Raw genomic sequence first — 14,440 nt, 5'->3', positions numbered from 1 at the left:
GGTTTATATAATCGAATTTTAAAAGGATTGGACAGTGGCTTGGTACTACGTACCGATAATGGTAGTCAGTTTATTAGTGGTGTATTTGAAAAGGGATGTATGGATGAAAAAGTAGTTCATGAAAGGATTCCAGTAAGGAGTCCTAATTACAATGCTTTTATTGAGTCATATCACAGATATCTTCAAGAAGAGTGCCTTAATAATGAAATGTATTTGAGCTTAAAAGAGTTAGAAAATGATTTAAATGATTATGTTTATAGATATAACCATGAAAGGATACATTCCTCTATAGGATATGTATCCCACATGAATATTATAAAAATAAAATTTCAGCTTAGCTTGAAATTTTGAGAAAACTTTAGAATGAGTAACTTTAGTCCAGATAGGGGGGAGCAATCCGCAAGTTAAGGATGAAATCTTATTGCAGAAGATTTCTAAAATAAAAAAATCTTATTAAAGAAAATCTGTGATTTTCAGCCTAAACTTTCAACTTTCCACTCTCAATTTTCAACCATAATTGTGAATTCTCAATTATCAATTGTCAATTAGAACGTGGGGTAGCCACTTTTTTATAATTAAGAATATATAATAATTTTAAGATTATTATATACTATAATATAAATAGAAAATAATAGATAATAACTTATTATAAGTATTAAGCATAAAAAATATAAAAAATATATTGATAGTATGCATATCATATGATATACTACATTAGGAATAAAAATACACACACTATCCTTAACTTAACTGGTGCCCGTTGAGGTAGTTTGAATAAGTGGATAGTGGAGGTAAAAACCAGGAGGTAACAAAATGGCAGTAATTTCAATGAAACAATTATTAGAAGCAGGTGTTCATTTCGGACATCAAACTAGAAGATGGAACCCTAAGATGGCTACTTATATATTCACAGAAAGAAACGGAATATATATAATAGACCTTCAAAAAACTGTTAAAAAGGTTGAAGAGGCTTATGATTTCATCAAAGAAGTAGCTGGAGAAGGAAAAGACATATTATTTGTTGGTACAAAGAAGCAAGCTCAAGAAGCTATAGCTGAAGAAGCAGTAAGATCAGGAATGCACTTTGTAAACAACAGATGGTTAGGTGGAATGTTAACAAACTTCACTACTATAAAGAAGAGAATACAAAAATTAGAAGAGCTTGAAACTATGTCTCAAGATGGAACTTTTGATGTTCTTCCAAAGAAAGAAGTAATAAAGCTTAAACTTCAAATGGAAAAACTAGAAAAGAACTTAGGTGGAATAAAGAATTTAGATTCTAATAATATCGGAGCTTTATTTGTAGTTGACCCAAGAAAAGAAAAGAATGCTATATCTGAAGCTAAGATATTAGGAATACCAGTTGTAGCTATAGTTGATACAAACTGTGATCCAGATGAAGTTGATTACGTAATACCAGGAAATGATGATGCTATAAGAGCGGTTAAATTAATAACTGCTAAAATGGGAGATGCTATCATCGAAGCAAGACAAGGTGAAGAATTAGCTGAATAATTAAAAGTTTAGAGGTAGGTGAAATTTTTCATTTACCTCTTACATTAAGTTTAGTTTTTATAAGGAGGATATAATTATGATATCTGCAAAAGCGGTTAAAGAATTAAGAGATAGAACAGGCGCGGGGATGATGGATTGTAAGAAAACTCTTACAGAAGCAAACGGTGACATGGAAAAAGCTGTAGAATTATTAAGAGAAAAAGGATTAGCAGCTGCTGCTAAGAAGGCTGGAAGAGTTGCTGCTGAGGGAATAATAGCGACTTATGTTTCAGAGGATAAGAAGACAGCTGGTATAGTTGAAGTAAACTGTGAAACAGATTTCGTTGCTATAAACGAAGAGTTCATAGTTTTTGCTAATAACTTAGCAAAAATGGCTTCAACAACTACTTGTGCTAATATAGATGCTTTCGTTGAAGAAAAATACATAGCAAATGAAGAAAAAACAGTTAAAGAATACTTAACTGAGTTAATAGCTAAAATTGGTGAAAACATGAACGTAAGAAGATTTTCTAAGTTCAATGTTGAAAATGGAACAATAGCTAGCTACATCCATGGTGGTGGAAGAATAGGTGTTCTTACAAAAGTTGAGTGTGATAAGCAATCAGAAGTAGTTCAAACTGTAGCTAAAGATTTAGCAATGCAAGTGGCTGCTGCAAACCCATTATACTTAGATGATACTTCTGTTGACCAAGAAGCTATAGAAAAAGAAAAAGAAATCTACAGAGTTCAAGCTCTAAACGAAGGTAAACCAGAAAATATAGTAGATAAAATGGTACTTGGAAGAGTTAAGAAATACTTAAAAGAAATATGTTTAGTAGATCAAGTTTGGGTTAAAAATGGAGATTATACTATAACTAAATTACTTCAAGAAAAATCTAAAGAAGTTGGAGCTGATATGAAAGTTACTAGCTTTGTAAGATTTGAAAAAGGTGAAGGTATCGAAAAGAAAGAAGAAAACTTCGCTGAAGAAGTTGCTAAGCAAATGCAACAAGGTAAGTAAAACAACAAAAGAGAACACTAAGTGTTCTCTTTTTTTAAAATACAACACGATGCAAATTGGAGGTTTATATATGGATTGTTGCAAATATAAAAGAGTAATGCTTAAACTATCAGGAGAGGCATTATCAGGTGAAAATGGTTTTGGAATAGATTTTGACGTTGCTCAAAGAATATCTACAGAAATAAAAGAACTTGTTGAAATGGGTATAGAAGTAGGAGCAGTTGTTGGTGCTGGAAATATATGGAGAGGTAGAAACGGCGAAGGTAGCATGGATAGAACAACAGCAGACTATATGGGAATGCTTGCTACCTGTATAAATGCATTAGCTTTACAAGATTCATTAGAATCAATTGGAGTAAAAACAAGAGTACAAACTGCCATAGAAATGAAAGAAGTAGCTGAACCATTCATAAGAAGAAGAGCTATGAGACATTTGGAAAAAGGAAGAGTTGTAATATTTGCAGCTGGAACAGGAAATCCTTATTTTTCAACAGATACTACTGCTGCATTAAGAGCTGCTGAAATAGAAGCAGATGTAATACTTCTAGCTAAAAAAGTAGATGGAGTATATAATAAAGACCCTAAAAAGTATGATGATGCTATAAAATATGATAAACTAAGTTATATAAACGTACTTGAACAAGGATTACAAGTAATGGATTCAACTGCAGCATCTTTATGTATGGACAACAACATACCAATTCTTGTATTTGCATTAGATGAACCAGGAAATATAAAAAGAGCTATAACAGGTGAAAATATTGGAACTTTAGTAAGTAAATAAAAAGTAAATAGTTAGTAAATATGGAGGATAGTAATTATGAAAGAAATTATATCTAAAGCAGAAGAAAAGATGAAAAAAACCATTAGTGTTTTTAAATCAGATTTATCAACAATGAAAGCTGGAAGAGCCAATCCAACTATGCTAGATAGAATAGAAGTTGAATATTATGGAAGTATGTGTCCTCTAAGCCAAGTAGCTAATATATCAGCTCCAGAGCCAAGAATATTAGTAATACAACCTTGGGAAAAAACTATACTAAAAGATGTAGAAAAGGCTATACTAAAATCAGACTTAGGAATAACACCATCTAGTGATGGAAATATTATAAGACTGGTAGTACCAGAATTAACTGAGGAAACGAGAAAAATTTTAGTTAAAAAAGTTAAGAAAACAGGTGAGGATGCTAAAGTTGCCATAAGATCTGTAAGAAGAGATGGTAATGATAAAATAAAGGCATTAAAAAAAGATGGAGATTATTCTGAAGATGAAATAAAGAAATCAGAAGATGAGATGCAAAAGAAAACTGATGCATATATAAAAGAAGTAGATTCTATAATTGCTGAAAAAGAAAAAGAAATAATGTCTGTATAAAATGAAACCTGCTTTTGGCAGGTTTTATTTATAAGGCACATTCGAAAAAATAACAAGTCAGTATGCTAATCTATTTTGTGCCATACTGCGTTAGCGATATTAGCCCATAGCCTATGCTATGAACTAATATCACTTCCTTGTGTGACACAAAATATACAGGGCATCTTTAGCTTATTATTTTCTTTCATGTGCCTAAAGTCATTTTATTAGGAGGTATAGGATTGTTCTTTTTTAATAAAAAAAACAAAATTCAAGAAGATACTATAAACTTAGATAAAAAAAGAATCCCCAAACATATAGCTATCATAATGGATGGAAACGGAAGATGGGCTAAAAGTAAGGGATTACCAAGGACTATGGGTCACAAAGCAGGAGTTGAAACAATAAGAGAAATTGTAAAGGAATGTAATGCGTTAGGAGTAAAATACTTAACATTATATGCATTTTCAACTGAAAATTGGAAAAGACCTAAGGATGAGATTGATGCTCTAATGAACTTATTAGTAACATACTTAAGACAAGAATTTAATGAACTCAATAAAAATAATGTGGTTATAAATAATATAGGTGATATAACAATGCTTCCTAAAAAATGTGAAAATGAGCTTAAAGATGCATATGAAAAAACAAAGAACAATACAGGATTAATATTAAATCTAGCTCTTAATTATGGCGGAAGACGTGAAATTATAGATGCTATAAATAGTGCTTTAAATGAGGCTAAAAATAATGGCGTTATAAAATATAGTATTACTGAGGAAGATATAGAAAAACATCTATATACAAAAGGAATGCCAGATCCCGACATAATAATAAGACCTAGTGGAGAGCAAAGACTAAGTAATTTTTTGCTTTGGCAATGTGCTTATTCAGAATTTTGGTATTCAGACATAAATTGGCCTGATTTTAAGAAAAAAAATTTACATAAAGCCATATATGACTATCAATGTAGAGATAGAAGGTTTGGTGGCATAAAATAAGGAGGGCAATAAAGTGAGTTTTAATAAAAGATATTTAGGTGCATTAGTAATGGCACCCTTTATAATATTTTTGTTTTTAGGTGGAATATACTTAAAAATATTAATGCTAATTTTAGCTTTATCAGGAGTATATGAGTTATATAAAGTAGTTAAGGAAAAAGATATACATGCATTTTCTATATTAGGATATGTGAGTATTATTGGGTATTTTTTATTAGATAATGATGTGAATAAACTAGTATATATACTAATTCCACTTACTTTTATATCTTTGATTATGCCGGTAATAAATTTAAAATACACATTTATAGATAGTGCAATAACTATACTAGGATTTATATATGTAGGAGTATTTTTTAGCTTTATTCCAAGGGTTAATTCAATGGAGCATGGAGAGTATTTGATTTGGCTAATATTTATAGCCTCATGGCTATGTGATACTGTAGCTTATTATACAGGAAGAGCTTTTGGGAAAACAAAACTATGCCCTAAAGTAAGTCCTAAAAAGACTGTAGAAGGATCAATAGGTGGTCTTCTAGGTGGTGCCATTGGATGCGGTGTTTATGGGTTTGTAATAGCAAAATATGGAGTAAATATTCCATTGTATCATTATATTATAATTGGGGCAGTATGTGGAGTATTCAGTCAATTTGGTGATTTGGTAGCATCATCAATAAAAAGGTATGTTGGAGTTAAAGATTATAGTAACTTAATACCAGGTCATGGTGGGATATTAGATAGGTTTGATAGTATACTATTTTCCTCAGTAGTAGTTTTTTTCTATCTTTCTCTAGTATTAAATTTATAAAATTATATATGTTTATAGGAAATGAAAATCTGAAAATATAATGACTTGTAATAAGTTATTTTTCAGGTTTTTATTTTTTTGAAAATAAATAATAAATTCAACATAAATTTTAAGTTGTTTTAATATTGTAGTTATATGGATCAATAATATGCAAGGGAGGAGTGAAGTGAACAAAAATAGTAAATTAATAAAATTGTTATTGTTATTTTTAATATTATCAATATCCACCTTGTTTGTACAAAAGTATTTTAAACCATTTCTTATAATAATATTTTTAATTATTATATCATCACCAATTAAAAAGCTTTTGGATAGAATAAATATTTCAAATGAAAAAATTAAAGCAATAATAATAATAATAATAATAAATATTGGAATGTTTTTATTTATATATTCTTTAGGCAATAATTTATACAATTTTATAAATGACAATTTTATAAAAGAACAAGGGAAGTTTATTAATGCAGCAAAGTTATTTATGGATAATGTATATGCTACTTTAGGAAGTAAAATAGGTAGTTTAGATGTAGGGAAAAGTGGGATTTTAAATAAGGACATATTAACAAAAGGTGCTGTGTATACAACAGATGGCGCTTTGGCATATTTTATAGCAAATATAGCGGTGTACTTTATATTAAGTGATAAATATGCTATATTAAATTTTGTAAAACTATTAATAGGAGATAAAATGTACTATAGTGTTTCAAAAAAAATATATAACTTGAAACAGGTTATGATTATAGAAATAATACTTATTTTATTTTCTACATTGCAGATACTTATAGGATTTTTTATATTAAGAATACCTAATGGATTTATGCTGGGTATTATTTGTGGTATATTAGATATATTACCTTTTGTAGGTACCATACTTATTTTTATACCTCTTGTAATATATAGTATAATTATGAAAAACTATTTCGTTGCAGTGGGGTTAGTTAGTTTATATATAATAGTAGAAATGGTTAGACAAATATTAGAGACGAAATTTATAAGTAATAAACTAGAGATACATCCTTTAGCAATATTACTATCCATATATATAGGAATAAAAGTTTTTGGGGTCATAGGAGTTTTTACAGGAATTGTATATGTGGTTCTTTCCAAGGAAATACTAACCAGAGATATGGAGGATACAATATGAAAAACATATGTATAATAGGGGCAACAGGATCAGTTGGAACGCAAACTATGGATGTACTTAGAAGAGAAAAGGGGAAATTTAACCTCATAGCAATATCAGCTAATTCTAATTACAATAAAGTAATAGAAATAATAGAGGAATTTAATCCTAAATACGTTGTAATGAGTGAAAAAAATGCATTTAATATAATAGAGGACTATATTGTTTCAAATAATAAAAAAATAACATTGCTTTATGGTATAGAAGGAATGGAAAAGATAGCACAGTTAGACGAAGTAGAAATTGTAGTTACATCTGTTGTTGGAATGATAGGTTTAACACCAACAATGAAGGCAATAGAAGCAAAAAAAGATATAGCTCTTGCCAATAAAGAAACATTAGTGGTAGCAGGAGAACTTGTTATGGAAGCTGCAAAAAAAAATGGAGTTAAAATACTTCCAGTAGACTCCGAACATAGCGCTATATTTCAAAGTATTCAAGGAAACCAATTAAAATCAATTAAAAATATAATTTTAACTGCCTCAGGTGGACCTTTTAGAGGTAAAAAAATAAATGAATTAACGGGTATAACACCTAATGAAGCTTTAAAGCATCCTAATTGGTCTATGGGGAAGAAAATATCTATAGATTCAGCAACTCTTATGAATAAGGGGTTAGAGGTTATAGAAGCTAAGTGGCTGTTTGATGTTGATTATAACCAAGTAAAGGTTGTTGTACATCCGCAAAGTGTAGTTCATTCAGGAGTTGAATATGTTGACGGAAGTGTTATAGCTCAAATGGGTACACCAGATATGAGATTACCAATACAGTATGCATTGAATTACCCTAATAGAGAGGATCAAATAGCAGAATCACTAGATTTTTATAAAATGGGTCAACTAAACTTTGAAGAACCAGATATAGAAACGTTCAAATGTCTAAAATTAGCCTTTAAAGCAGGGGAAATTGGTAAGTTAATGCCTACAATCTTAAATGGGGCTAATGAAGCATGTGTTGATTTGTTCTTAAATAAAAGTATAGGATTTTTACAAATTGGAGATATAATAGAAGAAGCTATGAATAGATTTGATTATGACCAAGAATTAACTTTAGAAAATATAATTAGACTTGATAAAGAAGTTCGAGACTACATATATAAAAGCTATAAATAAGGAGGGTGTTATAAATTGTATTTTGTAATAGCGTTGTTAGCATTGGGGGTTCTTATAATAATACATGAGCTAGGTCATTTTATAATGGCTAAGGTAAATGGTGTAACAGTAGAAGAATTCTCTATAGGCATGGGTCCAAAACTTTTTGCTATAAATGGTGGGAAAACTCAGTATACAATAAGAATTCTTCCTATTGGTGGATACGTAAAAATGCATGGTGAAAGTGAAGAAGCAAATGATGAGGGAAGTTTTTCAAAGAAAAGCCCACTACAAAGAATAAGTATAATTTTAGCAGGGCCTATAATGAATTTAATACTTCCGATTATTATATACACAATAATTGCATTGAGTTATGGATATTCAACAACAGAAATAAAAGCAACTATACCTGATAGTCCAGCAGAAACTGCTAAAATACTATCAGGAGATAAAATAACTAAAATAAATGATAAAAAGGTAAGTACGTGGGAAGATTTATCCACTGAAATATATACATCTAAGGATTCAACATTAAAACTGGAAGTAAAGAGAAATGATTCAGTTAAAGAAATAAAACTTACTCCAGAACTAAATGCGGAAGAAAATAGATATATGATAGGTATAGAGCCTGCTAGGATTAATAAACCATCATTTGGTCAAAGTATAGTATATGGATTAGAAGAAACAAAATCAATTATAAAACAGACATTTACTGCACTAAAAACTTTGGTAACAGGAAAAGCGTCCTTTAAAACTGATGTTGGAGGACCGGTATCTATGATTAGAATATCAGGTGCAGCTGCTAAGGCTGGAATAGTTACTTTGTTAACATTAGTTGCATATATAAGTATTCAACTTGCTATATTTAATCTTATCCCCTTCCCAGCTTTAGACGGTGGATGGACACTATTATTATTAATAGAACTTATTTCAGGAAAAAAGGTTAATGATAAAATAGTTGGAACATTAAATTATATAGGATTTTCAATATTACTTCTTTTAATGTTTTTGGTTACAATTAAAGATATATTGTTTCCTATAAAATTATAGGGGTGAAATTTATGAAAAGAGCAGAAACTAAAAAAGTAAAAATAGGTAACATATATTTAGGGGGAGATGCACCAGTTAGTGTGCAATCTATGACAAATACAGATACAAGAGATGTAATTTCTACGGTAAGTCAAATAAAAGATTTAGAGAGTATGGGATGTGACATAATAAGATGTGCAGTTCCAGACATGGAAGCAGCTGATGCGATAAAAAACATAGTGAAGCAAATAAATATACCATTGGTGGCAGATATACACTTTGATTATAGGTTAGCATTAGAATCCATAAAAAATGGAGTATCAGCCTTAAGAATAAATCCAGGAAACATAGGTAGTAGAGATAGAATAGAGGCAGTGGCAAAAGCTGCAAAAGAAAGAAGAATACCTATAAGAATTGGAGTTAATAGTGGATCGTTAGAAAAAGATATATTATCAAAATATGGTAAACCTACACCAGAAGCTTTAGTGGAAAGCGCATTAAGAAATGTAGAAATACTAAACCAATTTGATTTTGATGATATAGTTATTTCAATAAAGTCATCAGATGTAATGACTATGGTAGAAAGTTATAAGTTAGCATCTATTAAAACTAAGTATCCTCTTCATTTAGGTGTTACAGAATCGGGTACAGTTTGGAGAGGAACTATAAAGTCAAGTGTAGGAATTGGAACTTTACTTTGTCAAGGAATAGGTGATACAATAAGAATATCTTTAACGGGTGATCCATTAGAAGAAATTAAAGTCGGAAAAGAAATTTTAAAATCTTGTGGATATTTAAAAGGTGGAATAGATTTTGTATCTTGTCCTACTTGTGGAAGAACTGAAATAGATTTAATAGGAATAGCAACTGAAGTAGAAAAAAAATTAGCCTCTTGTAATAAAAATATAAAGGTTGCAGTTATGGGATGCGTTGTAAATGGACCAGGGGAAGCTAAGGAGGCTGACATTGGTATTGCAGGTGGAAAAGGAGAAGGGCTAATTTTCAAAAAAGGCGTTATAATAAAAAAAGTAAAAGAAGATAAGTTGGTAGAAGAACTTATGAAAGAAATAGAAAATATGTAGGCAGTTGCCTACATATTTTTAGTTGTATAGGAGGAATTTTTGTGAGTATAGATATATTAGCACCAATAATAAAAAGCAACGATTCCTTAAAAGAAAATATTAAGGTAAATAGAATACAATACTTTAAGAATAGTGATACCTTAAGAATTGTTCTTAAATGTAAAATTGAAGTAGAAGAAACTTTGGATAAGGCAATAAGAGGTAGCGTAGAGAAAAATATAGGGAAATTTACTAATTTAGATATTGTATATTTTAAGGAATTAAAGAACGTGTCTATTGAGGATATATGTAAAAAGTATTGGATGGAATCAATAAGTACAATAGTTGAAAAATTACCTATAGCTAAAGAAGTGTTAACTAAGGGCATAAGAGAAGTAGATGAAAATAAAATAATAATAAAATATGGCAATGACTTTATGTGCAAGATGTTAAAAAATAAAAACCTTGATAAAATATTAAGCGAAAATATACAAGATATGTTCGGAGTGTCTTGTAAAACATTGGTTAAGTATGAGGAAAGTTTAAAATGTGAAGATTATGCACAAGAAAAACTAAAGGAAAATAATGAGTTAGTTAAACAAGTTATAGACAATATAAAAAATAATCCTACGCCGAAAACAAGCAATTTAAAATCTAATAGAGAAGAAAATAAATTTAACAAGGGTGGAAATAAGTCTCAATATATTAGAGAAAAAGATGATTCTAAGCCTAAAGATGAAAATATTCTATATGGAAATAGACAAATAACTGATGAAGTTTTAGATATTAGTACATTAGATGATTCTTCAGGAATAGCTACTATATGTGGTGATATATTTAAAACAGATGTAATAGAAACTAAGAATGGAACAGTTATATTTTCGTTTAGTATAACTGATTATAAGAGTTCAATAACGGTTAAATTTTTCCCTAAAAAGGATTTAGATGAACTTATAAATAATATAAAAAAGGGAACAAGGGTTAAGGTTAAAGGGGAATGCTCTTATGACATGTATTCTAGAGAAATAACTATAAAAGCTAGAAATATAGTTAAAGTAGAAAAAATTGAAAAGATGGATATAAGTGATGAAAAGAGAGTAGAGCTTCATTTGCATACTACCATGAGCAGTATGGATGCGGTAACACCAGCTTCAAAACTAATAGAAAGAGCAGCTAAATGGGGTCATAAAGCTATAGCAATAACAGATCATGGAGTTGTTCAGGCATATCCAGAGGCTATGGATGCAGGTAAAAAGCATGGAATAAATATTATATATGGAGTGGAAGGGTATCTAGCTAATAATGGAACACCTATAGTATTAAAGGATAAAGGACAAAAATTAGATGATACTTATGTGGTTTTTGATATAGAGACAACGGGATTTTCTAATCAAAATGATAATATTATAGAAATAGGTGCCGTTAAAATACAAGAAGGAAAGATAATAGATAGATTTAGTAAGTTTGTAAATCCACAAAGACCTATACCAGCTAAGATTGTTGAGCTTACTAGTATTACAGATTCAATGGTTGAAAATGAAGAAACTATTGATATTGTACTTAAAGAGTTTTTGGATTTTACAGGTGATAGTGTAGTGGTTGCACATAATGCAGCTTTTGATACATCATTTATAAGAAAAAATTGTAAAGATTTAAATTTAGAATTTAATAATTCAGTTATGGATACGTTACCTCTTGCTAGGTTTTTATATCCGGAGCTAAAGAGATTTAAATTAAATACAATAGCTAAATATTTAGGAATATCATTAGAAAATCATCATAGAGCAGTGGATGATGCTGAGGCTACTGCAGGTATTCTACTTCATTCTTTCAATATACTTAAGGATGATAAAGATATTCATGATTTGACTACTCTAAATGAATATTTCCTGAGAAATATTGATGTGAAAAAATTGCCTTTATATCATATTATTATTTTAGCTAAAAATCAAACAGGTATTAAAAATCTATATAAATTAATATCGGAAGCTCACCTGGATAATTTTTTTAAAAAACCACGATTCCCTAAAACTCTTATTGAAAAATATAGGGAAGGACTTATAATTGGGTCTGCATGTGAAAGTGGAGAGTTGTATAAAGCTATTTTAGAAAATGTAGAGGACGAAGACATTGAAAAGATAGTTGAATTCTATGATTATTTAGAAATTCAGCCTATAGATAATAATATGTTTTTAGTTAGAGAACAAAAGGTTAAGGATACAAAGGAATTACAAAATATTAATAAAAGAATATATGAATTAGGAAGAAAGTATGATAAAAAGGTTGTAGCAACATGTGATGTTCATTTTTTAGAAGAGAGAGATGAAATTTTTAGAAGAATTATAATGGCTGGACAGGGGTTTAGTGATGCAGATAATCAGCCACCATTATATTTAAGAACAACAAATGAAATGCTTAAAGAATTTTCTTATTTAGGGGAAGATATAGCAAAAGAGGTAGTAATAACAAATACCAACGCGATTGCAGATATGATGGAGCCAGTAAAGCCTATACCCGATGAGACATTTCCACCAAAAATTGATGGAGCTGAAGAGGATATAAGAGATATGACAATGGCAAAAGCTTATTCAATGTATGGAGATCCTCTTCCAGAGGTTGTTCAAAAGAGAGTAGATAAGGAACTTAATTCTATTATAAACAATGGATATGCGGTACTTTATCTTATAGCACACAAACTAGTAGCAAAATCACTTGAGGATGGATATTTAGTTGGATCAAGAGGATCAGTTGGATCTTCATTAGTTGCAACTATGACTGATATAACAGAAGTTAATGGATTGCCACCACACTATGTTTGTGAAAAATGCAAAACTAGTGAATTTATATTAGATGGTTCTGTAAGCTCAGGTGCAGATCTTCCAAGTAAACAATGTCCTAATTGCGGAGAGGATTATAAAAGAGATGGTCATGATATACCATTTGAAACTTTCTTAGGATTTGAAGGGGATAAAGAGCCAGATATAGATCTTAATTTTTCAGGAGAATATCAAGCCGTTGTTCATAAATATACAGAAGTTTTATTCGGAAAAGGATTTGTATTTAAAGCAGGAACAATTGGTACTGTGGCAGAGAAAACTGCATATGGATTTGTAAAAAAATACTTAGATGAAAGAGGAAAAATAGTTCCTCAAGCTGAAATAGAAAGACTTACTCTAGGTTGTACGGGAATAAAAAGAACTACAGGACAACATCCAGGGGGAATAATGGTTGTACCTAGAGATAATGAAATATTTAATTTTTGTCCAATACAGCATCCAGCAGATGATAATACTACAGATATTGTAACTACACATTTTGATTATCACTCTATAAGTGGTAGACTTTTAAAATTAGATATACTAGGGCATGATGATCCCACAGTGTTAAGAATGCTCCAGGACTTGACAGGATTAGATCCTAAAACAATACCATTAAATGATGATAAGGTATTAAGTCTATTTATTAAACCTGATGCATTAGGGGTTACCAGGGAAGAACTAAATTGTGAAGTAGGTACTTATGGATTGCCTGAATTTGGTACTAAATTTGTTAGGCAAATGCTTGTAGATACTCAACCTAAAACTTTTTCAGATCTTGTTAGAATATCGGGATTATCACATGGAACTGACGTATGGCTTAACAATGCTCAGTACTTTATAAAAGAGGGATATACAACACTAAAAGATTGTATTGCAACTAGAGATGATATAATGGTTTATTTGATATATAAGGGCGTACCACCAAAAACCGCCTTTACAATAATGGAAAAAGTAAGAAAAGGTAAAGGACTTAAGGATGAAGATGTGGCAGTAATGAAGGAAAATGATGTGCCGGATTGGTACATAGAATCATGTAGAAGAATAAAATACATGTTCCCTAAAGGTCATGCTGTTGCTTACGTTATGATGGCTGTAAGAATAGCTTATTTCAAGGTGTATTATCCAGAAGCATATTATGCAACGTATTTTACTGTAAGAGCTGATGATTTTGATGCAGATTTAATAGTAAAAGGCGAGGAAATTGTGAAACAAAAAATGGAAGAAATAAGTGCTATGGGAAATGATATTACACAAAAAGATAAAGGATTACTTACAGTTCTTGAAATTTCCTATGAGATGTATAAAAGAGGAATAAAGTTTTTAAAGGTGGATCTTTATAAATCAAATGCAACAAAATTTTTAATAGAAAAAGATGGAATAAGGCCTCCACTAAGTGCTTTGCAAGGAGTTGGGGTAAACGCAGCTAAAAGTATAGAGGAAGTTAGAGAGAATGGAGAATTTATATCTAAAGAAGATTTAAGACTTAGGGCAAGAGCAACGAAAACAGTAATAGAGACATTAAGTAATCATGGATGCTTAAATGGAATGTCTGAGACTAACCAGCTTAGCTTATTTTAAT

The 14,440-nt window shown here is 30.2% G+C and carries 12 protein-coding genes; all 12 read left to right on the top strand.

Annotation, left to right across the window (positions count from 1 at the left end; all coding sequences use genetic code 11):
- Positions 1-351 (top strand): integrase core domain-containing protein (locus tag BM119_RS04740; protein ID WP_143087289.1); only part of this gene is annotated, 351 nt, incomplete at its 5' end.
- Between the two features lie 462 nt (positions 352-813).
- On the top strand, positions 814-1,515 hold the full coding sequence (rpsB, locus tag BM119_RS04735) for a 30S ribosomal protein S2 (protein WP_090039351.1): 702 nt from the start codon (positions 814-816) through the stop codon (positions 1,513-1,515).
- Positions 1,516-1,591: 76 nt separating this feature from the next.
- Positions 1,592-2,515, top strand: coding sequence for a translation elongation factor Ts (tsf, locus tag BM119_RS04730; RefSeq protein WP_090039349.1), 924 nt, complete (start codon positions 1,592-1,594; stop codon positions 2,513-2,515).
- Positions 2,516-2,585: 70 nt separating this feature from the next.
- The gene (gene pyrH / locus BM119_RS04725; protein WP_090039347.1) at positions 2,586-3,299 is read left to right on the top strand and encodes a UMP kinase; all 714 of its coding nucleotides are present in this window, start codon (positions 2,586-2,588) and stop codon (positions 3,297-3,299) included.
- Between the two features lie 33 nt (positions 3,300-3,332).
- Positions 3,333-3,890: a ribosome recycling factor gene (frr, locus tag BM119_RS04720; protein WP_090039346.1), complete on the top strand. Its 558-nt coding sequence runs from the start codon at positions 3,333-3,335 to the stop codon at positions 3,888-3,890.
- A gap of 221 nt (positions 3,891-4,111) precedes the next feature.
- A complete protein-coding gene (locus BM119_RS04715) occupies positions 4,112-4,870 on the top strand; it encodes an isoprenyl transferase (RefSeq protein WP_090039344.1) in 759 nt (252 codons plus the stop codon).
- A gap of 13 nt (positions 4,871-4,883) precedes the next feature.
- On the top strand, positions 4,884-5,678 hold the full coding sequence (locus BM119_RS04710) for a phosphatidate cytidylyltransferase (RefSeq protein ID WP_090039343.1): 795 nt from the start codon (positions 4,884-4,886) through the stop codon (positions 5,676-5,678).
- Between the two features lie 166 nt (positions 5,679-5,844).
- A complete protein-coding gene (locus tag BM119_RS04705) occupies positions 5,845-6,822 on the top strand; it encodes an AI-2E family transporter (protein ID WP_177199309.1) in 978 nt (325 codons plus the stop codon).
- Positions 6,819-7,973, top strand: coding sequence for a 1-deoxy-D-xylulose-5-phosphate reductoisomerase (gene dxr / locus BM119_RS04700; RefSeq protein WP_090039340.1), 1,155 nt, complete (start codon positions 6,819-6,821; stop codon positions 7,971-7,973). The genes BM119_RS04705 and dxr overlap by 4 nt, the downstream gene beginning before the upstream one ends.
- A gap of 15 nt (positions 7,974-7,988) precedes the next feature.
- Positions 7,989-9,002: an RIP metalloprotease RseP gene (rseP, locus tag BM119_RS04695; protein WP_090039339.1), complete on the top strand. Its 1,014-nt coding sequence runs from the start codon at positions 7,989-7,991 to the stop codon at positions 9,000-9,002.
- An 11-nt stretch (positions 9,003-9,013) separates the two neighbouring features.
- Positions 9,014-10,063: a flavodoxin-dependent (E)-4-hydroxy-3-methylbut-2-enyl-diphosphate synthase gene (ispG, locus tag BM119_RS04690; protein WP_090039336.1), complete on the top strand. Its 1,050-nt coding sequence runs from the start codon at positions 9,014-9,016 to the stop codon at positions 10,061-10,063.
- Positions 10,064-10,104: 41 nt separating this feature from the next.
- Positions 10,105-14,439 carry a PolC-type DNA polymerase III gene (locus tag BM119_RS04685; RefSeq protein WP_090039334.1) on the top strand — a complete coding sequence of 1,445 codons (4,335 nt, stop codon included), beginning with the start codon at positions 10,105-10,107 and terminating at the stop codon, positions 14,437-14,439.
- The last annotated feature ends 1 nt before the right edge of the window (position 14,440 follow it).

Source organism: Clostridium frigidicarnis, from assembly GCF_900111985.1.
GTDB lineage: Bacteria > Bacillota > Clostridia > Clostridiales > Clostridiaceae > Clostridium_Z > Clostridium_Z frigidicarnis.
This window is presented reverse-complemented; position numbering and strand designations above follow the sequence as displayed.